This window comes from Empedobacter sp. UBA5036 (genome assembly GCF_002415215.1).
GTDB lineage: Bacteria > Bacteroidota > Bacteroidia > Flavobacteriales > Weeksellaceae > Empedobacter > Empedobacter falsenii_B.
Window position 1 is genome coordinate 22,006 of the sequence record NZ_DICC01000050.1, and the last position, 20,596, is coordinate 42,601.

Genomic DNA, 20,596 nt, shown 5'->3' on the forward strand with positions numbered 1-20,596 from the left:
AGTGGACTTTTTCATTTCAAACAAAACAAAAAAAACGATGTAATGAAGTTAGAAACTAGAAACTAGAAGTTAGATGAATTTTAACTTCGAATTTCGAAAATCGAGCTTCGAAAAAAACAAACAACGATGAGCTTAACAAAAAAAGACTTCATTTACGAAGGGAAAGCAAAACAAGTTTACTCAACAGAGGAAGCAGACAAAGTAATTGTGTATTACAAAGATGACGCGACTGCATTTAATGCACAAAAGCGTGGAACTGTTGAGGATAAAGGAGAAATGAACAACAAAATTTCGACTTTAATTTTCAACTATTTGATTGAAAAAGGAGTGAAAACTCACTTCATCGAGCAGTTGAATGATCGTGAGCAATTGGTAAAAAAAGTATCAATTATTCCAATTGAAATGGTTGTGCGCAATTATGTTGCTGGGTCTATGGCTCAACGTTTAGGATTAGAAGAAGGAGCGAAATCTCCAGTTACAATCTTTGATATCTGTTACAAAAAAGATGAATTAGGAGATCCATTAATCAACGATCATCATGCAGTTTTATTAGGTGCTGCAACGTACGATGAGTTAGATGAAATGTACACACAAACAGAAGTAATTAACGAAGCGTTGAAAGAATTGTTCTTAAAAGCTGGTTTAATTTTAGCTGATTTCAAAATTGAGTTTGGTAAAGATGTTGATGGTAATATCATTTTAGCTGACGAAATTTCTCCAGATACATGTCGTTTATGGGATGTTGAAACAGGTAAAAAATTAGATAAAGACCGTTTCCGTCGTGATTTAGGTGATGTTTCTGAAGCTTATCACGAAGTATATAATCGTTTGACAGAAGTTTTAAAATAAACATTTTTTTCATTCTATAATGATTGATAAAAAATTACATAAAAGCCAATTAAAAGCTGAATATTTAACGAATTTCTACGAAAGAAATTTATTGAAAAAATATGCAGCCGATACTGTGGATAGTGTAAACGAAGAATGTGGTGTTTTTGGGGTTTATTCGCCAAAGAACATCAACACGTATTCTATTGCGCAGTTTGGTTTATTTGCGCTTCAACACCGTGGACAGGAAGCGTGTGGTGTTTCTTTCTTGAAAGATGGAAACATCAAAACGGTGAAAAAAACAGGTTTGGTATTAGACGTTTTCAAAACAATGGAAGCCGAAATTGAAGAATACCAAGGAAATGCTGCGATCGGACATACACGCTACACAACTGCTGGAGGTGGAAGTCGTCGTAACATTCAGCCACTTTACACGTACAATATTTACGGAAAACCTCATTTCTCTATTGCTCACAACGGAAATTTGATTGAAGTTGAAGAATTGAGAGCTGAATTAGAAGCAGAAGGATTACCATTTTTAGCAACTTCGGATACGGAGGTTTTATTACGTTCTATTCAAAAATATTCGCATTTAGATATTGTAGAAGCTATTCAGAAAGGAACAGAAAAGGTAAAAGGAGCTTATTCGGTTTTGTTATTAGCGAATAATCAAATGGCAGCTTTTCGCGATCCAAATGGTATTCGTCCTTTATGTTTAGGTAAATTAGATGATGCGTATGTTTTCTGTTCAGAAACATGTGCATTAGACGCTGTCGGAGCAGAGTTTATTCGTGATGTAGAGCCAGGAGAATTGATTGTTGTAAATGAACAAGGTTTGAAATCTTATTCATTAAATCAACCAACGCAGCGTAATATTTGTGCTTTTGAGTACATTTATTTTGCACGTCCTGACTCGAATATCGAAGGAAATGAAATCTACGATTTACGTGTAGAATCTGGTCGAAAATTATACGAACAATCTCCTGTTGATGCCGATATTGTGATTGGTGTTCCAGATTCTGGAATTCCGTCTGCAATTGGTTATTCAGAAGCTTCGGGTATTCCTTACGAACCAATTTTGATTAAGAATCGTTATATGTCGCGTTCGTTTATCGTGCCATCGCAAGAAATGCGTGAGCGTGTGGTAAACTTAAAATTGAATCCTATCAAAAATAAAATCAAAGGAAAACGTTTGGTTGTTTTAGATGATTCGATTGTACGTGGAACAACTTCGAAATTATTAATCAAAATCTTAAAAGAAGCAGGAGCAAAAGAAATTCATTTTCGTTCTGCTTCGCCTCCAATTATTGCACCTTGTTATTTAGGAATTGATATGCCTTCTAAAGCAGATTTAATTTCAGGAAATAAGTCAATTAAAGAGGTTGAAGATTATTTGAATGTCGATTCGTTAGATTTCTTAACGGTTGATAATCTGATTGATTTATTAGGAAGTAAAGAACATTGTTTTGGATGTTTTACAGAAAAATATCCTGTAAATTATTCTAATGAAGAGTGTAAAGAGGTAAAACCTTTGCATATAGATTAATAAGTTATACGAATTTCGAATCTCGTATTTCGAAAAACTAAATCATAATTAAAAATGAGCAATACATATAAACAAGCCGGAGTAGATAAGGAAGAAGGTTATCAAACGGTATCGAAAATTAAAGATGCAGTTGCAGCAACACACAATGCAAACGTGTTGAATGGAATTGGAAGTTTTGGTGCATTTTACCAATTAGGAGGTTACAAAAATCCTGTTTTGGTATCAGGAACCGATGGTGTAGGAACTAAACTACGTGTGGCTTTAGATTCTAAAGTTTACGATACAGTTGGGATTGATTGTTTCGCAATGTGTGCAAATGATATTTTGTGTCATGGTGCAAAACCATTATTTTTCTTAGATTATTTAGCTTGTGGAAAATTAGATTCTGATATCGCAGCAGAAATTGTAGGTGGAATTGCACAAGCGTGTAAAGAAACTGGAACAGCATTAATTGGTGGAGAAACAGCAGAAATGCCAGGAATGTACCAAGTTGGTGATTATGATGTTGCAGGATTTTGTGTTGGAGTAGTAGAACGAGATGAAATTATCGATGGTTCTAAAATAAAAGCTGGACAAGTAATTATTGCGTTACCATCAAGTGGTTTCCATTCGAATGGATTCTCTTTGGTTCGTAAAGTTTTCCCAGATTTTAACGAAGAATTTGAAGGTAAACCTTTGTTCGAAACATTATTAGTTCCAACAAAATTATATCAAAATGATATTTTCAAAATCAAAGATGCTGGAATCGAAATGTCTGGAATTGCTCATATTACAGGAGGTGGATTAATCGAGAATGTTCCTCGTATTATAAATGACGGATTAACTGCTGTAATAGAAAAAGCAAAAATAAATGTACCAACAGTGATGCAAGAATTAGCTAAACGCGGAGGAATTGCAGAAAACGAAATGTTTGGAACATTTAATATGGGTGTTGGAATGGTTGTCATCGTTGACCAAACTGATGCTGAAAAAGTATTGAATATTATTGATGGAAGTGCGTTGATTGGAGAAATTCAAGAAGGTGCTGACAAAATTATATTGAAATAGTAGATTAAATAGTTTAAAAAAGCCGGATAAGATTTCTTATCCGGTTTTTTTATTTTTTGGGGTTATTTGTTTTTGATTAAGATTGATCCTTGTTATAAAATTTTGTAGTTATTTTTCTTAAATAAAAAAGCTTAATTAAAATACAATAGCTTTTAAAGTTAATTCATTTTCTTTTTTTTAATTTATTAAGCATTTCCTCACCTCATTCAATCTTCGTATCTTTGCATTTCATTCAAAAAACTTCAAATTCACTCATAAGTTATGCAACAATCTAAGGCTTTGGCAATTCTAAAATCTGGTCGAAATGTATTTTTAACAGGTTCTGCGGGTGCCGGAAAAACTTATGTGTTAAATCAATACATTCAATATCTTAAACAACATGGCGTTCCTGTTGCTATAACGGCTTCTACGGGAATTGCTGCGACTCACATGAATGGTCAAACGATACATTCTTGGGCTGGAATTGGAATAAAAGATTATGTTTCGGATCGATATTTAGCTTCGCTTCGTGACAAGAAATATTTCCGAGATAAAATGGACAAAGTAAAAGTCTTAATTATTGATGAAATCTCGATGCTGCACCGAAATCAGTTGGATGCGGTTGATTATGTATTGAAATTTTTCAAACAAAATGATGAACCTTTTGGAGGTGTTCAAGTAATTTTTTCGGGAGATTTTTTCCAGTTGCCACCGATTGGTGAAGAGTGGGAAGAATCGAAAGATAAATTCTGTTTTATGTCCGATGCTTGGGTTCAAGCAAAAGTGCATATTTGTTATTTGACAGAGCAATATCGTCAAACAAATAATGCATTGAATGATATTTTGAATGAAATTCGTTCGGGGAATATTTCGCAAAAAACAGTTGATTTATTAGAAACTCGAATCGAATATTTTCCAGATGAAATAGATTCACAAACTCGTTTGTATACACATAATATGGATGTGGACCGAATTAATAAAGGTCAATTGATTAATATTGATTCTTCTTCCAAAACATTTGAAGCAAAAGTTGCGGGAAATCCAGCTTTGGTTGAGGTTCTTAAAAAATCTGTTTTAGCAGAAGAAGTTTTAGAATTGAAGATAGGAGCGAAAGTGATGTTTGTTCGTAACAATTTCGAAGTTGGTTTTGTAAACGGAACGCTTGGAAATGTTTCAGGGTATACTGAAAAAGATGAGCCAATTATCAAAACATTAGATGGAGAATTTTACATTGCAAAACCAGAAACGTGGGCAATAGAGGACGAAAGCGGAAAAGCATTGGCTTCATTCACACAAGTTCCGCTGCGTTTGGCTTGGGCGATTACAATTCATAAATCACAAGGAATGACGTTAGATTCTGCGTTTATTGATTTATCAAAAGCGTTCGAAAAAGGACAAGGGTACGTTGCACTTTCACGTTTACGAGATTTAAATTCGTTGATGTTACACGGATTGAATCAAACAGCTTTAGAAATTGATTCACTTGCAATGAAGGCTGATAGACGTTTTCAGGTTTTATCGAATGAAATGGATGAGTTTCTAGATGAAAAAGAATTGCAAAACTCTTGGGCTGCTTTTATCCGATATTCTGGTGGAACTTTGGATAAAAAACAAATTGCAAAAAATATCGAAAAGAATAAAACCAAAGAAAAAGGACAAAAGAAATCGACTTACGAAATTACATTAGAATATGTGAAAGAAGGTTTGTCTTTAGATCAAATCGCAGAGAAAAGAGGTTTAACTACTTCAGCAATTGTCGATCATATTGGTAAAATCAAAGAAAGTGAGCCTGATTTGGATTATTCAAAATTTAAACCTTCTGATAAAATTATTGATAAAGTTCGATTAGCGTATAGTGAAATCGAATTTGAAGAGAATAAAGTTTTAAAACCAATTTATGATTATTTCAATGGTGAAATTGGTTATGAAGACATCAAAAAAGCATTACTTTTTATAGATTAAATAAAAATTGTCAGTTCAAAAATCTAAATAACTGACAAAATTGGTCAAATTATTCGAAAGGAATAGTTGTTGTTAAAAGATAAGTATTAAAAATGAACGCTTTTTAAAAGCATCCATAATTTACAATTTATGTCAATAGAAAACAATAATGTAGTTTCAGTAAACTACTCATTACATACCATCGAAGCGAATGGTGAAAAAGTATTTGTAGAACAATCAAATACAGAAGAGCCATTAACTTTTTTATTTGGAGCTGGAATGATGATTCCAAAATTTGAAGAAGAATTAAAAGAATTAACAATTGGTGATAAAAAATCATTCGTAATTACTCCAGCAGAAGGATACGGTGAAAGAGTAGAAGAAGCTGTTGCTCAATTACCTTTAGATATGTTCAAAGAATCTGGATTGCCACCAGTTGGAGCAATTTTACCTTTGACTGATGATGCAGGAAATCAATTCCGTGCTTCAGTTGTAGAAGTGACAGAAGAGGCTGTAATTGCAGATTTGAATCCTCCAATGGCAGGAAAAACATTAGAATTTGAAGTTGAAATTCTTAATGTTCGTCCAGCAACTGAGGAAGAATTATCTCACGGACACGCACATGGAGTTGACGGAACTCAAGGGCACTAAAAAATATTTTCAAAAGGCTATTTCAATTTGAGATAGCCTTTCTTGTTTTTAATTGTGAATAAATCTTTAATAAATAGATTAAATCCACGTTATATTTTTCGACTTGCATCAACTAAAATCTTATCTTTGTAAAACAAACAAGATTACTTACAAACAAACATGAAAATAGCTGTATTTGTTTCCGGTGGCGGAACAAATCTTCAAAATATTATTGATGCAGTTGAAGACGGAACGTTACCAAATGTCGAGATTTCGATGGTAATGGCAGACCGAGATTGTTATGCAATAGAACGATCGTTGGATAAAGATATCCGAACGTATGTCTTAGACCGAAAAACTTTTTCGGAAGATGCTGAACATAATTTAGAAGGAGAAGAAATCGACCTTATTGTTTTGGCAGGTTTTTTAACCATATTATCTCCAGAATTTACCTCGAAATGGGGCTCGAAAATGATTAATATTCATCCTGCATTATTACCAAAATTTGGTGGAAAAGGAATGTATGGCGCGAAAGTTCACAAAGCAGTTTTAGAAGCTGGTGAAAAAACATCAGGAGCAACTGTACATTTTGTAACGGCTGGTGTAGACGAAGGACAAATTATTTGTCAAGGAATTTTTGAAATTGAAGAAGGTGATGAAGTAGCAGATTTACAGCGTAAAGTTGCTGAGGTAGAAAGTGAAATCTACATTAAGGCAATCAAGCAAATCAGCGAAGCATAAAATATAGAATGCCTCAATGTTGTGTACATTGAGGTTTTTCATTTCCAATAAAATAGTAAACAAACAATAAACTTTAAAAACTAAACACAATGCAAAAACAAGCGCTAATAAGTGTTTCGGACAAGTCGAACTTGTTAGAATTTGCAAAATTCTTGGTTGAACAAGATTACAAAATCTTATCAACTGGAGGAACATTCAAACATTTACAAGACAACGGAATCGAAGTTACAGAAGTAAAAGATGTAACTGGTTTTCCTGAGATTTTAGATGGTCGCGTAAAATCTTTACATCCTGCAATTCATGGTGGTATTATGGCGCGTCGTTCGGACGAAAATCATATGGCAACAATTGCGGAACATGGAATTAACCCAATTGATATCGTTATTGTAAATCTTTATCCTTTCTTCGAAAAGATGAATACAGGTCTTTCTGAAGCGGAAATGATTGAATTTATTGATATCGGTGGTCCATCAATGTTACGTTCTTCTGCAAAGAATTTTTATGATGTAACAGTTGTAACGGATGTGAATGATTATGAAGTAGTGATGAATGAAATTCGTGAGAATGGTTCAACTTCTATCGAAACGCGTAAATTATGTGCTGGTAAAGTATTCAACTTAACTTCTGCTTATGATGCGGCGATTTCTACTTACATTTTAGGAGAAGATTTTCCTCAATTTTTAGAGTCTTCTTACGAGAAAGTGATGGATTTACGTTATGGAGAAAATCCACATCAAAAAGCAGCTTATTATGTTGATAAAACGAAAAATGGCGCAATGAAAGATTTCGAATATTTACAAGGAAAAGAACTTTCTTTCAACAATATTCGTGATATGGATTTGGCTTATAAAGTGGTTTCAGAATTTGAGGAAACAACTTGTTGTGCAGTGAAACATTCAACGCCTTGTGGAGTGGCAATTGGAGAGAATGTTTTAGAAGCTTATGAAAAAGCGTATGAATGTGATCCAATGTCAATTTTCGGTGGAATCATCGCTTTCAATAGAGAAGTTGATGGAAAAACTGCGGTTGAATTAAATAAAATTTTCTTAGAAATTGTAATTGCACCTTCATTTACAGAAGAAGCGTTAGAAATTTTTAAACAAAAGAAAAATTTACGTATCATCAAAGTGAAGAATCCTGTGTCGGATAAAGTAACTTACGTAAAAGTTGATGGAGGATTAATTGTTCAGTCTACAGATAATCAGTTTTCAACAGATCTTAAAGTTGTAACAGAAGCTCAACCAACAGATCGTCAAATGACTGATTTAGTTTTTGCTCAAAAAATTGTAAAATGGGTAAAATCTAACGCGATTGTTGTAGCGACAAATGGTCAAGCTTACGGAATCGGTGGAGGTCAAACGAATCGTATTTGGGCGGCTCAACAAGCGATTGCACGTGCAAAAGAAAAAGTGGAAGATGATTTAGTTTTAGCTTCAGATGCATTTTTCCCTTTCCGTGATGTAGCTGATTTTGCAGCAGAAAATGGAATTAAAGCAATTATTCAACCAGGAGGATCAATCAAAGATCAAGAGTCTATCGATGCTTGTAATGAACGCGAAATTCCGATGGTTTTCACAGGAATGAGACATTTTATGCACTAATTGATAATTAGTTAATGTGCTAATTTGAAAATTCGTCAATTCGAGTGTTTTCGTAGAAAATGTATCGAGAATAGGATTTTCAATTATTATTAAAAACTAAAAGTGAATAATGAAAAATGTTTTGAAAGATAAGAGTTATAATTTTGCTTTAGAAATTATTAAACTTTCAAGAAATATTATTCAAAATAAAAGTGAATATATTTTAGGAAGACAATTAATGAGATCTGGAACAGCAATTGGTGCTCTTATTCGAGAAGCTGAATTTGCTCAATCAAAGAAAGATTTTATCAATAAAATGAGTATTTCGCTAAAAGAGGCAAACGAATCGTTATATTGGTTAGATTTATTAAATGATTCAAATTTGATTGAAAATAATATATATACAAATCTGAAAAAACTTAATTTAGAATTAATCGCAATATTAGTCAGCTCTATTAAAACGGCTAAAGCAAGTTTAAATTCTAAATAGATTTTTCGTTTATCATTATTCATTTTTCATTAAAAAATTAAAACAATGGAACAAAATAATAGCGCAAACCGCGAATCGCAAACCGCAACTCGCATCTTAGTAATCGGTTCAGGTGGTCGTGAACATGCAATAGGATGGAAGTTTGCTGAAGATTTCAAGCAAAAAGGACAAGATTTAGAATTGTTTTTTATTCCAGGAAATGCAGGAACAGCTCAAATCGGAACAAACGTTTCAGTTTCTTCGATTGAAGAAATGAAAAATTTCGCGAAAGAAAATCAAATCGATTTAACTTTTGTTGGACCAGAAGCTGAATTAGCAGAAGGTATCGTTGATATTTTTCAGAAAGAGAATTTAAATGTTTTTGGACCTCATAAAGCAGCTGCGCAATTAGAAGCTTCTAAAGCTTTTGCGAAGGATTTTATGGATAAATATGGTGTGAAAACAGCAAAATATAAAAATTTTCAAGGACCAATGTTGGCGATTGATTATTTGAAAACACAAGATTATCCAATTGTAGTGAAAGCCTCTGGTTTAGCGGCTGGAAAAGGAGTTATTATCTGCCAAGATTTTGAAGAAGCAAAACAAGCTGTTTTGGATATCATGGAAGATAAAACCTTTGGTGATGCAGGAAACGAAGTGGTTATTGAAGAATATTTAGAAGGTTTTGAAGCCTCTATTTTGTCTTTCTTTAACGGGAAAAAAATCGTTCCATTTGTTTCGGCAAAAGATCACAAGAAAATTGGTGAAGGAGAAACTGGTCTTAATACTGGTGGAATGGGCGTTATCGCTCCAAATCCATTGTTTACGGAAGAGCATTTCAAAATGTTCGAAGAAGAAATTATGGAGCCAACAAAATGTGGTTTAATTAAGGAAAGATCAGAGTTTGCTGGTGTTATTTTCTTTGGATTGATGATTACAACAAAAGGTGTTTATTTGTTGGAATATAACCTAAGAATGGGCGATCCAGAAACGCAAACAACTTTACCTTTGTTAGAAAATGATTTGGCTGAGGTTGTAAATAAAGCAATTAAAGGAGAAGATTTTGACTTGACTTTCAAAAATCAACATGCGTGTTGTGTGGTGATGGTTTCGGGAGGATATCCAGGAAATTACGACAAAGGTTTTGAGATTCGTGGTTTAGAAAATGTAACTTGTCCTAATTTTATTGCTGGTGCAAAATTATCAGGTGAACAAATTGTTACTTCTGGTGGACGCGTAATCAACATAGTTGGATTAGGAAATACATTAGAAGAAGCACGTGAAACTGCTTACGAAAACATCAAAAAAGTACATTTTGATTACGAATATTATCGAAATGATATTGGAGTAATTCAATAAAAAATACAGTTTATATTATTAAAAAATGCGTTTCAAATGAAACGCATTTTTTTTAATTTATTCTGAAAATTCGACGTGATAAACATCGCTTTTATTTCGATTTATTTTTCGATATTCAAATCCTCCAGCTTGCGGAATAATTTCGACTAAATCAAATGATTGACAACTTTTTGGCAAACCATTAAAAATTAAAGTGAAATGAAGAGACGAACCTTCTTCGATATACGTCCAATTTGGATACATTGTAATTCCGTCCGCAAAAACCAATTGACAACGTTTTCCTGATTGATTATCAATAATAAAAGTAGAAGGCCAAATACGTGCAGCATTTGCATATTCATCTGCCGCCATACAACAATGTATAATAACCTGACTTTCTTCTTCGATATTGGTTAAAAGCTCAGAATCAATAAAAATCTTTTCTTCAAGAATAGTTGCACTCATTATTTTGCAATTTTCTTAATGTACAATTCTTCTACTTTTGCACGTGCCCAATCTGTTTTTCGAAGAAATTTCAACGATGATTTCAAACTTGGATTATCATTAAAACATCTGATGTTAATTTGATTTCCCAAACCTTCCCAACCGCCGTAATAAATTACTAATTCTTCGATAATATCGTCTAAACGTTTTCCGTGTAATGGATTATTTTTTTGACTTTCCATTTTGCAAATTTACGAAAATGTTTTTGGTGAATTTAGAATAGTTCAAGCTTTCTAAAATTCATATTTTTCTTCCAATTGTTCTGCTAAATGTAAAATATCATTCACTCGCGCTAATTGCTCAATCCAATTGGTCGGAATTGTTTCTGCATCATAATAAATCCCTGCAATTCCACCAGCAATACAAGCAATTGTATCGGTATCATGTCCTAAATTCACCGCTTTCAAAACACAATCTTTATACGAACTTGTATGTAGCAAACACCAAATAGAAGCTTCTAAACTATCCATGACATAACCAGTTGATTTAATTTCATCTTCTTTTAAATCAATTAGTTTTCCACTTAAAATTCGTTCGAAATATGTAAATTCATTTTTATAAATTTCATTTTCTTCTAAGAATAATTTTAACCAAAAATTTGTGTTCAGATAAGCTTCTTCTAGATTTTCGGCATCTAAAACGTTCAACGCAAATTCAATATAATAAATACACGCCAAAACAGAACGATTGTGCGCATGCGTGATAGAAGAAACTTCTTTGACGATTTCACAGCGTTCATCAATCGATAAATCTTTCGTGAAAATTGCTAAAGGAAGAATACGCATTAACGATCCATTTCCATTATCAGATTCGGATGTAGAACCAGTCTCAATTGGATTTTTTACAACTCGTAAACGATTTATTGCTTTTCGTGTAGAAATTCCAACATCAAAGACTTCTCCGTCAGCCGTCCAATAACCTTCGTGCATCCACATCTGAAATTTTTCTGCAATATCATTCACATTATAACCATTACACAACGATTCAGCCAAGCAAAACATCATCGAACTATCGTCAGAAAAAGTGCCAGGAGGCATATTGTATGTTCCATAACCCATCATATCTGTGACAGGATTTTGTTGTAAATATTGCCTACTTTTAAACTCAACTGGAACTCCTAATGCGTCACCAACCGCCGATCCAATTAATATATTTTTCGAAAAATTTTTTCTATTCATAACTTTCTTTTATAAATGAAAAATAATTGATTTTTTTGAATATATCCAAATTATTTTTGAAAATTTATGAATTAATCATAATAAATTTATCTTTTTCGGATAAAATATTAAAAGGTTTAAAATAGATAAAAAAGAATAAGTCGTATTGTCAGTTTTGAAAAAATTGGAACTGATTTTGATTAAATTACCACACAAACTTATTATTACTATGGCTTTTATAGATTATTATACAACATTAGGTCTGCAAAAGACCGCATCACAAGATGAGATAAAAAAAGCTTATCGGAAATTGGCACGTAAGTATCATCCCGATCTTAATCCAAATAACGATGAAGCTGCACAGAAATTTAAAGAATTAAATGAAGCAAACGAAGTGTTGAGCGATCCAGAAAAACGTAAAAAATACGATAAATATGGAGAAAATTGGCAACATGGTGAAGAATATGAAAAAGCTCGTCAGCAACAACAACAGCAACAATATCAATATAGTAATAGCGATTTTGATGGAGCTGAAGGTTTTGGTGATTTTGATGGCTATTCAGATTTTTTCAGTTCGATGTTTGGACGCGAAGGAAGGAGTAGATCAACAGGTTATAAAGGGCAAGATGTTAATGCCAGTTTGACACTAAATTTGACAGATACATTGACTTCGCATAAACAAACTTTTGCTGTGAATGGTAAAAATATACGAATTACAATTCCAGCTGGAGTAGAAGATGGGCAAACGATTAAGATAAAAGGTCACGGAGGAAAAGGTTATAACAATGGTCCAAATGGAGATTTGTATATCACGTTTCATATCGAAAATAATACGTCTTTTGAAGTTAATGGAGCAGATTTATCTACAATTGTTGAAATCGACTTATACGATGCAATTTTGGGTGGAGAAGCGATGATTGATACACTTTCTGGAAAAGTGAAAGTTCCAATAAAAGAAGGAACAGAGAATAATAAAAAGGTTAAATTGAAAGGAAAAGGTTTACCAATTTATAAGAAAGATGATCAATTTGGAGATTTGTATGTGACATTTTCAGTAAAAACTCCAACTAATTTATCAGCAGAAGAAAAAGAATTATTCGAGAAATTACGTTCACTTAAAAAAGCTTAAAACCATGAAAAATATAACGATATCTGTTATTCAGTTTAGTAAATATCATCAGATTGAACCTCAATTTGTGATTGATTTGTACAAAAATGATTTGGTTGTTTTGCACGAGCGTAACCAAGAATATTTTATCGAAGAAAATGATTTGAAATTAATCGAACGATTTATTGAATTTCATTATAATTTGGGCGTTAATATAGAAGGTTTAGAAGTGATTCATCATCTTTTGAAACAAATCGAAACGCTACAAAAACAATTAAAATAAACGAATTCAAAAACAACCTTTGCAGAAAACTGCAAAGGTTGTCTTATTTTTGCATAAATATTTTTGTATGGATACTCCCGAAAAGAAGAGTAAATTAAAAAAATTACATTCGCGCAATCGTCATTTAGCGCCTTATAATTTCGAAAAATTGTGTGCGATTTATTCGCCACTTTCCAAATATATCAAACCCAATAAAGAGAACGAACCAACGATTAATTTCTCGGATAGAGAAGCTGTAAAAGCGTTGAACAAAGCGTTGTTGAAAACATATTATGACATCGATTATTGGGAATTGCCAAAAGATAATTTGTGTCCGCCAATTCCTGGTCGCGCCGATTATATTCATTACGTTGCCGATATTTTGGGCGAAAGTTTCGATGGAGTAATTCCGCGAGGAAAAGATGTAAAAGTCTTGGACGTTGGTGTTGGTGCGAATTGTATTTATCCGATTATTGGAAATTACGAATACGATTGGAATTTTGTTGGTGCAGAGTTGGATTATGCTTCTTTCAAAAATGCGGAAGAAATTGTCAAGAAAAATGCTCGATTACGTAACAAAGTTGAGATTAGAATGCAATTTAATCCAAACAATATTTTCAAAAATATCATCAAACAAGGCGAAAAATTTGATATTACAATTTGTAATCCTCCATTTTTTAGATCAAATCAAGAAGTGATGGAGCAAACAATGCGTAAACTGAAAAACTTGGGTCAAAAATCTGATCAAAAACCAATTCAAAACTTTGGTGGAAATAATTCTGAGCTTTGGTGTAGAGGAGGAGAGCGCCTGTTTATCACAAAAATGATAAAAGAAAGTGCAGACTATAAACATCAAGTAAAATGGTTTACAACATTGGTTTCTAAGAAAGAAAATGTTCGAATTTTAGAAGGAATTTTAAAACGCGAAAAAGTAAGAGATTACCGAATTGTAAATATGCAACAAGGGAATAAAATTTCGCGTTTATTAGTTTGGAGATTTTAATTGATTTATTTTTAATTTATTAAAGATTTTATTTAAAATTATTCCAAATTTTTCTGAAGGGTTTATTCGGTTTAAGATTTGTTTTACCTTGTATAAACAAAATTATTACAAATGAAAACAAATAGAATAATGGCTTCTTTGGGAGTTTTAGCGTTGATGTTTAGTATCTTTTCGTTTACAACTTCTCGCCAAATTGACACAGGAAAAGCAATTTCAAGTTCAGAATGGAAAAACCTAAAAGTGTTACCACAAAACATTTCAGAAGATAGTTTGAAAGGTTTGATGCGCGGATATAATGCTGCTTTAGGTGTGAAATGTAATTTTTGCCACGCCGAAAATCCAGATACGAAAAAGATGGATTTTGCAAGTGATGCAAAAAAAGAAAAGGAATTTGCACGTCATATGATTGTGATGACACGTGATATAAACGCAAAAAATTTCAACTGGGAAAACTCAAAAAATCCAGAAATGATCAATGTTGTAACATGTGTAATGTGCCACAGAGGTAACGAAAGTCCTACAAAATCATTGATTGAGCCTGTAAACGTTGAGTTGAAAAACGTGAAAGATGTTGCAAAAGAAAAATTAGCTCCAGCATCTGGTTCAGCGAAAGTTGAGAAAAAATAAAGAATAGAAATATAAGCTCCATTTTTGGAGCTTTTTTTATTTTCAAAATTCAATAAATCGTATAACTTTGCTTTCATAATTTAAAGAAATAAAATGTTTAAATTTATTCGTAAGGTTGTACTTTATCTTTTTGTAGCTCATCTTGTATACATTGTTGTGTTAAAGTGGATTAATCCGCCGTTCACGATTACGCAAGTTCAGCAAGGTTTTGAACAAGGAAAATTTAAGCGCGATTATATTTCCTATGAAGAAATGGGACGAAATATAAAATTGGCTGTAATTGGTTCCGAAGATCAAAAGTTTCCTGTACACAATGGATTTGATATGGATGGAATACAAGAAGCGATCGAAAAAAATAAAGAAGGGAAAAAACTTCGTGGAGGTTCTACGATTTCTCAACAAGTAGCGAAAAATGTGTTTTTGTGGCAAGGTCGTTCTTGGTTGAGAAAAGGATTGGAAGTTTATTTTACGTTTATGATCGAAAAAATTTGGGGCAAACAACGTATTTTAGAAATGTATTTGAACACTTCAGAAATGGGAATTGGTGTTTTTGGAGTTGAAGCAGCTTCAGAATATTATTTTAATAAACCAGCTAAAGATTTAACCAAAAATGAAGCGGCTCGAATTGCAGCAGCTTTGCCATTGCCACGAAAATATAATGTGAATCCGCCTTCGTCTTTTATCAGTAGACGCGCTAGTCATATAGAGCGACAAATGCGAAATATACAAGGAAGCACTGATTTGGAAAAGGTTTTAGGAGAATAAAATAGAAAAGAGAAGTTAATAAGCTTCTCTTTTTTGTTTTATTACTCTCTCCAATTAATTTTAACCGCAGAAATTTTCTCTAATTCCAAACGAATTTCAGGAAGTAAATTGAAATCATTTTTCATGTAAAAAGCCAACGGAGAACAATAAGGCTCTCCATTCGCTTTTGTATCTTTTTCATGGTCGATTACCCAACCATTTAGTTCTGTCGAAAATGTTTTTAATCGATTAAGAATTTTACGTCCCAAACCAATTTGATGCAACTCGCTATCCACAATTATTGCAAACCATTTTTCATAATCTCTTTCAAAAATAACCGCCCAAGCTCGCATTTGATTGTTTTCATCTACAGCAAAAAAATGTTTCGCTTCAATCAAACTATTCAAATAATTTTCGGTGTCCTGTAAACTCTCAAAAGCCAAATTAATAGGATATTCGTTGTTCCAAATTTTAAAAATATAGTCTTTATGAATTTGGTTTAATGTTGTAAATGAATAGATTTCGAATGAGTTAAGTTGAGACATAAAATGATTTCTTATTCCGCTAAATATACTAATTTATTTAGTCAAAATTTCTTTTAAAATCAAAGGTTTATCAGTTGTAATATAATCAGCTTTCATATCAATCATTTCTTGCATCACTTTTGGGTCGTTAACTGTCCAAACATTAACCAATAAGCCCAAATCTTTTGCTTCTTTCACCCAAGTAGGATTTTTCTGAAAAACGCTATAATGATAATCAATTCCATTCCAATTTCTCGCTTTTACTTCTTGAGGAGACAAATCTCCAGCTAAATAAGAAACGTGAAATTTTGGAGCTAATTTCTTGAATTCATCACAAATGTTTTTACTAAATGAAATGATTTCAACTTGTTTTTCTACTTTATGTTTTTTGATGATTTCAATTGCTTTTTTTACTGCACGATCTTCATTTTCTTTTGATGAGTGAGGTTTTAATTCGAAAATTAATTTAACTTTCTTATTCTTTTTTCCTTGTTCAAAATATTCTTCTAAAGTTGGCATATTTTCGTTGTTAGCTAATTTCAACGTTTTTAAAAGAGAAGAATTTGTAGTTTCTATTGTATGACCTTGGTAATGATCATCATGATTTACCATCAAAACATTATCAGCACTAATTAATACGTCAAATTCAGAACCATAAGCACTAATTTCTTGTGCAGATTTTAATGATTTAATTGAATTTTTTGCGTTGTTTTCGGTGTCCCAATAACCACGATGAGCAATAATTTTTTGAGCATTTGCCATGTTTGTAAGCATAAAAGTTGTTAAGGCAGTAAATATAAATTTTTTCATGATGAATTGTTTTTTCGAAGTAAAATTATTTTGTTTAAAGGATTTTGACGTTACCTAAAGATTAAGAAGTTGAATTTATAAAAGAATCTGTCGAAAAGCAGTAAATTTTGACTGGAATAAAATTGCGATTGCGCCGAATTTCACTTAATTTTGCACAAAGACAAACACAATGACGCAAGGAATTATTATTTTAGATTTTGGCTCGCAATACAATCAATTAATCGCGCGCCGAATTCGAGAATTTGGAGTTTACACAGAAATTATTCCCTACAACACTTCGATCGAAGAAATCAAAAAACACAATCCAAAAGGAATTATTTTATCAGGAGGACCTTCTTCAGTTTTTGGAGATGAAGCCGCTTTGGTAGATAAAGAATTATTCGAAATGGGCGTTCCTGTTTTAGGAATTTGCTACGGAATGCAATTGATTTCGCACTTATTAGGCGGAGAAGTTAAGAAAGGTGAAAAAGGTGAATATGGAAAATCTGAATTAACAGTTTTAGCTCAAAACAGTTTATTTGCAGGTGTTCCAGAACAATCTACAGTTTGGATGAGCCATTTCGACGAAGTAATGACAGCGCCAACTGGATTTACAATTTCAGGAAAATCAAACATAGATATTGCGGCAATCGCAAATGAAGATAAAAAGATTTTTGCAGTACAATTTCACCCAGAAGTAACGCATTCAGAATATGGTTCAACAATGTTAGAAAACTTTGTTTTCAATATTTGTCAGGCTGAAAAGAATTGGGTTTTAAAAGATTTTATCGAAACAGAAATTGCTCGTATAAAAGAAGTAGTTGGTGATAAAAAAGTAATTTTAGGACTTTCAGGAGGTGTTGATTCTTCTGTTGCAGCGGTTTTAATTCATCGTGCAATTGGCGATCAATTAACGTGTATTTTTGTTGATACTGGTTTATTGAGAAAAGATGAAGGGAAAAAAGTAATGGAAAATTACGGAAAGCACTTCAACATGAACATCAAAATGGTAGATGCTTCAGAACGTTTCTTAACAAACTTGAAAGGTATCGATGAACCAGAAGCAAAACGTAAATCAATTGGTAAAGATTTCGTGGCTGTTTTTGATGAAGAATCAAATAAATTTGAAGATGCAGCATTCTTAGCACAAGGAACTATTTATCCTGATGTAATCGAATCGCAATCTGTAAAAGGACCTTCTGCAACAATCAAATCGCATCACAATGTTGGTGGATTACCAGAAGATATGAAACTTCAATTATTAGAACCATTACGCGAATTATTCAAAGATGAAGTACGTAAAGTTGGAGTAGAATTAGGTATTCCTCGTGAATTAGTTTACCGCCATCCTTTCCCAGGACCAGGTTTAGGAATCCGTGTTTTAGGTGAAGTAGACGAAGAAAAAGTTAGAATTTTACAAGAAGCAGATCAAATTTTTATTGACGAGCTTTATGCACATAATTTATACGACGAAGTTTCTCAGGCTTTCGTGGTTTTATTACCTGTAAAATCTGTTGGTGTAATGGGAGACGAGCGTACGTACGAATATACGGCGGTTGTTCGTTCTGCAAATACGATTGATTTTATGACAGCAACTTGGTCAAAATTACCTTACGAATTCTTAGAATTAGTTTCGAATAGAATTATCAATGAGGTAAAAGGAATTAACCGTGTAGCCTACGATATCAGCTCAAAACCACCAGCAACAATCGAGTGGGAATAAGCTAAAAAATATATCAAAGCCAGCCAATGTGCTGGCTTTTTTTCTATGTAAACTTTAAAAAACTAAATATTAAATGGAACTTTTAAAAGAAAGAATTCTGAAGGATGGAAAAAGTTTCGATGGTGGAATTCTAAAAGTTGATAGTTTTATCAACCACCAAATGGATCCTGTTCTGATGAAAGCAATTGCGTTGGAATTTGTCCAGCGATTTTCGGATTTAAACATTAATAAAATCATTACAATCGAAGCGAGTGGCATTGCACCAGCGATTATGGTTGGATTAGAATTGAATTTGCCTGTTGTTTTTGTGAAGAAAGCAAAGCCTAAAACAATGACAGATTTTTATGCGTCGCAAGTGTATTCATTCACGAAAGACCGAACGTACGATGTTTGCGTAAGTAGTCAATTTTTGAATGAAAATGATCATGTTATTTTTATTGATGATTTTTTAGCGAATGGAAATGCAGCGTTGGGTGTTGAAAATTTGATTAAACAATCTGGCGCAAACCTTTTGGGAATGGGCTTTATAATTGAGAAATCATTTCAAGAAGGACGCGATCGCTTATTGAATGAAAATATCAGAGTTGAATCTTTAGTAAGATTAAAATCTTTGGGAGACAACTCAATTATTTTTGAAGAATAAAAAATATCAACCAAAAGCCAATTTATATTGGCTTTCTTTTTACTTTTAAAAAACAAAAAACTTACCTTGATAATATGAAAATAAAATTACTTGCCTTAACGCTCTCTTTACTATTCTTTACAAATTGTAATTCGTACAAATCGGCGAATTCAGCATTGGTTTCTGGTAATTTTCAGCAAGCTTTTGAACAATCTACGCAAGCTTATTTCAAAAATCCATCGGAGAAAAATGGAATCAAATATGTTCCATTAATTTTTGAAGCTTATAACAAAGGACAGCAAGAAGATGAAAATAGATTGAAACAAATCGAAACGTTGACAAATCCTTCTAAATATCAGGAAGCGTATCAAATTATTAATCGTTTGCAAGAAAGACAAAAAACGATTGCTGGAATTGATGGAAGATCGATTAGCGGGAAAACGTATAATTTCAAAACAAAAGATTATTCAACAGCTTATAAAACAATTCAAGAAAAGTATGCGCAATTTTTGTACGATGAAGGAAAATCTTTTCTAAATCAAGGAGGAAAACTGAATGCACAAACGGCTTATCAAAAGTTTCAAGTTTTAGAAAGTGTTTATTCAAATTATAAAGATACTCGTAGTTTGATGAATACGGCTCGTACAAACGGAATGTATAAAGTTTTGGTGCAATTGGTGAACAACACAGAAGTTGTTATTCCTAAACTATTAGAGAAAGATTTGTTAGATTTTAATTCGTATGGATTGGATTCTAATTGGACTGAATTTTACACGGGAAAATTAAATAGTTCTTATGATTATGTAATTCAATTAAGTTTTGAGACGATAAATGTTTCACCTGAACGAGAAAAAATTGAGGTGCATAATTTTGAGAAAAAAATTGTTGATGGTAAAGAAGAATTGGTGCAAAATGGAGTAGTGGTAAAAGATAAAGACGGAAAACCCGTGATGGTAGATCGTTATATTACAGTAAAAAGTCGTTTTGAAGAAGTACAACGCATCAAGGAAGCTGCAATTACGGCAAAATATTATTTGATCGATAATCAAAAAGAGCAAGCCATCGATTCTAAAAACTTAGCAAGTCAGTTTATTTTTAGAGATTCTTACGGAACTTACTAAGGTGATCGACGTTCTTTGGATCGAGATTATATAAATATGATTGGTAGAAGACCAGCTCCATTTCCATCAAATGAACAAATGATTTTTGATTGTGGGCAAGATTTGAAACGTAAATTCAAGAACGAAATCATCCGTATGAAGCTTTGATAAAAAAAATGTAAAAAATTTAATCATTTTTTAAAATTCATTTTCAATAGCTTATCACATAAAACGTCTGTTTTAGCTAAAAACTTGTAAAATTAGTTTTGGTGAATTAAAAAACCTTTCTATATTTGCACAGCAATTAAGACATAGACCCATGGTGTAACGGTAG

22 protein-coding genes are annotated in these 20,596 nt (G+C 32.5%); 17 read left to right on the plus strand and 5 right to left on the minus strand.

The window, feature by feature from the left end:
* The first annotated feature begins 126 nt into the window (after positions 1-126).
* The 9 genes from purC (at position 127) to purD (ending at position 10,120) form a co-directional block, all read left to right on the plus strand.
* On the plus strand, positions 127-849 hold the full coding sequence (purC, locus tag B4J88_RS08380; protein ID WP_038332381.1) for a phosphoribosylaminoimidazolesuccinocarboxamide synthase: 723 nt from the start codon (positions 127-129) through the stop codon (positions 847-849).
* A 19-nt stretch (positions 850-868) separates the two neighbouring features.
* On the plus strand, positions 869-2,374 hold the full coding sequence (gene purF, locus B4J88_RS08385) for an amidophosphoribosyltransferase (RefSeq protein ID WP_291067238.1): 1,506 nt from the start codon (positions 869-871) through the stop codon (positions 2,372-2,374).
* 54 nt (positions 2,375-2,428) lie between these two features.
* On the plus strand, positions 2,429-3,421 hold the full coding sequence (gene purM, locus B4J88_RS08390; protein ID WP_291067239.1) for a phosphoribosylformylglycinamidine cyclo-ligase: 993 nt from the start codon (positions 2,429-2,431) through the stop codon (positions 3,419-3,421).
* A 261-nt stretch (positions 3,422-3,682) separates the two neighbouring features.
* Complete coding sequence (locus B4J88_RS08395; protein ID WP_219034720.1) at positions 3,683-5,362, plus strand: AAA family ATPase; 1,680 nt, start codon at positions 3,683-3,685, stop codon at positions 5,360-5,362.
* A 129-nt stretch (positions 5,363-5,491) separates the two neighbouring features.
* Complete coding sequence (locus tag B4J88_RS08400; RefSeq protein WP_038332370.1) at positions 5,492-5,992, plus strand: FKBP-type peptidyl-prolyl cis-trans isomerase; 501 nt, start codon at positions 5,492-5,494, stop codon at positions 5,990-5,992.
* 159 nt (positions 5,993-6,151) lie between these two features.
* A complete protein-coding gene (gene purN, locus B4J88_RS08405) occupies positions 6,152-6,712 on the plus strand; it encodes a phosphoribosylglycinamide formyltransferase (protein ID WP_038332368.1) in 561 nt (186 codons plus the stop codon).
* Positions 6,713-6,801: 89 nt separating this feature from the next.
* A complete protein-coding gene (gene purH / locus B4J88_RS08410) occupies positions 6,802-8,313 on the plus strand; it encodes a bifunctional phosphoribosylaminoimidazolecarboxamide formyltransferase/IMP cyclohydrolase (RefSeq protein WP_280036526.1) in 1,512 nt (503 codons plus the stop codon).
* 109 nt (positions 8,314-8,422) lie between these two features.
* The gene (locus tag B4J88_RS08415) at positions 8,423-8,782 is read left to right on the plus strand and encodes a four helix bundle protein (RefSeq protein ID WP_280051525.1); all 360 of its coding nucleotides are present in this window, start codon (positions 8,423-8,425) and stop codon (positions 8,780-8,782) included.
* A 45-nt stretch (positions 8,783-8,827) separates the two neighbouring features.
* Positions 8,828-10,120, plus strand: coding sequence for a phosphoribosylamine--glycine ligase (gene purD, locus B4J88_RS08420; RefSeq protein WP_125349024.1), 1,293 nt, complete (start codon positions 8,828-8,830; stop codon positions 10,118-10,120).
* A gap of 57 nt (positions 10,121-10,177) precedes the next feature.
* Here purD and B4J88_RS08425 read toward each other — a convergent pair whose 3' ends face one another.
* The 3 genes from B4J88_RS08425 to B4J88_RS08435 are packed head-to-tail and all read right to left on the minus strand — an operon-like array spanning position 10,178 to position 11,781.
* Positions 10,178-10,564, minus strand: coding sequence for a hypothetical protein (locus B4J88_RS08425; protein ID WP_114999543.1), 387 nt, complete (start codon positions 10,562-10,564; stop codon positions 10,178-10,180).
* Complete coding sequence (locus tag B4J88_RS08430) at positions 10,564-10,785, minus strand: VF530 family DNA-binding protein (RefSeq protein ID WP_038332359.1); 222 nt, start codon at positions 10,783-10,785, stop codon at positions 10,564-10,566. The genes B4J88_RS08425 and B4J88_RS08430 overlap by 1 nt, the downstream gene beginning before the upstream one ends.
* A 51-nt stretch (positions 10,786-10,836) precedes the next feature.
* The gene (locus tag B4J88_RS08435) at positions 10,837-11,781 is read right to left on the minus strand and encodes an ADP-ribosylglycohydrolase family protein (protein WP_291067243.1); all 945 of its coding nucleotides are present in this window, start codon (positions 11,779-11,781) and stop codon (positions 10,837-10,839) included.
* Between the two features lie 208 nt (positions 11,782-11,989).
* Between B4J88_RS08435 and B4J88_RS08440 the strand changes: the two genes are divergently transcribed.
* The 5 genes from B4J88_RS08440 to mtgA all read left to right on the plus strand — a co-directional run bounded on the left by B4J88_RS08440 (position 11,990) and on the right by mtgA (position 15,525).
* Entirely contained in the window at positions 11,990-12,889 is a 900-nt protein-coding gene (locus B4J88_RS08440; RefSeq protein ID WP_114999547.1) for a DnaJ C-terminal domain-containing protein, read from the plus strand.
* A gap of 4 nt (positions 12,890-12,893) precedes the next feature.
* Positions 12,894-13,151 carry a chaperone modulator CbpM gene (locus tag B4J88_RS08445; RefSeq protein WP_038332351.1) on the plus strand — a complete coding sequence of 86 codons (258 nt, stop codon included), beginning with the start codon at positions 12,894-12,896 and terminating at the stop codon, positions 13,149-13,151.
* Between the two features lie 67 nt (positions 13,152-13,218).
* Positions 13,219-14,133 carry a 23S rRNA (adenine(1618)-N(6))-methyltransferase RlmF gene (gene rlmF / locus B4J88_RS08450; RefSeq protein WP_114999549.1) on the plus strand — a complete coding sequence of 305 codons (915 nt, stop codon included), beginning with the start codon at positions 13,219-13,221 and terminating at the stop codon, positions 14,131-14,133.
* A 111-nt stretch (positions 14,134-14,244) separates the two neighbouring features.
* On the plus strand, positions 14,245-14,760 hold the full coding sequence (locus tag B4J88_RS08455; protein WP_286474397.1) for a c-type cytochrome: 516 nt from the start codon (positions 14,245-14,247) through the stop codon (positions 14,758-14,760).
* A gap of 93 nt (positions 14,761-14,853) precedes the next feature.
* Positions 14,854-15,525, plus strand: a complete 672-nt coding sequence (gene mtgA / locus B4J88_RS08460; RefSeq protein WP_291067245.1) for a monofunctional biosynthetic peptidoglycan transglycosylase — start codon at positions 14,854-14,856, stop codon at positions 15,523-15,525.
* 41 nt (positions 15,526-15,566) lie between these two features.
* Here mtgA and B4J88_RS08465 read toward each other — a convergent pair whose 3' ends face one another.
* Both B4J88_RS08465 and B4J88_RS08470 read right to left on the minus strand, forming a co-directional pair.
* Positions 15,567-16,049 carry an N-acetyltransferase gene (locus B4J88_RS08465; RefSeq protein WP_291061899.1) on the minus strand — a complete coding sequence of 161 codons (483 nt, stop codon included), beginning with the start codon at positions 16,047-16,049 and terminating at the stop codon, positions 15,567-15,569.
* 33 nt (positions 16,050-16,082) lie between these two features.
* The gene (locus B4J88_RS08470; protein WP_291067246.1) at positions 16,083-16,838 is read right to left on the minus strand and encodes a glycerophosphodiester phosphodiesterase; all 756 of its coding nucleotides are present in this window, start codon (positions 16,836-16,838) and stop codon (positions 16,083-16,085) included.
* Between the two features lie 169 nt (positions 16,839-17,007).
* On the opposite strand from B4J88_RS08470, the gene guaA reads away from it, so the two are divergent.
* The 3 genes from guaA (at position 17,008) to B4J88_RS08485 (ending at position 20,283) form a co-directional block, all read left to right on the plus strand.
* Positions 17,008-18,540 (plus strand): glutamine-hydrolyzing GMP synthase, encoded by a 1,533-nt coding sequence (gene guaA / locus B4J88_RS08475; RefSeq protein ID WP_180906189.1) that lies wholly within the window; start codon positions 17,008-17,010, stop codon positions 18,538-18,540.
* A gap of 73 nt (positions 18,541-18,613) precedes the next feature.
* On the plus strand, positions 18,614-19,183 hold the full coding sequence (gene xpt / locus B4J88_RS08480; protein ID WP_291067249.1) for a xanthine phosphoribosyltransferase: 570 nt from the start codon (positions 18,614-18,616) through the stop codon (positions 19,181-19,183).
* Between the two features lie 74 nt (positions 19,184-19,257).
* On the plus strand, positions 19,258-20,283 hold the full coding sequence (locus B4J88_RS08485; protein ID WP_291067251.1) for a hypothetical protein: 1,026 nt from the start codon (positions 19,258-19,260) through the stop codon (positions 20,281-20,283).
* The last annotated feature ends 313 nt before the right edge of the window (positions 20,284-20,596 follow it).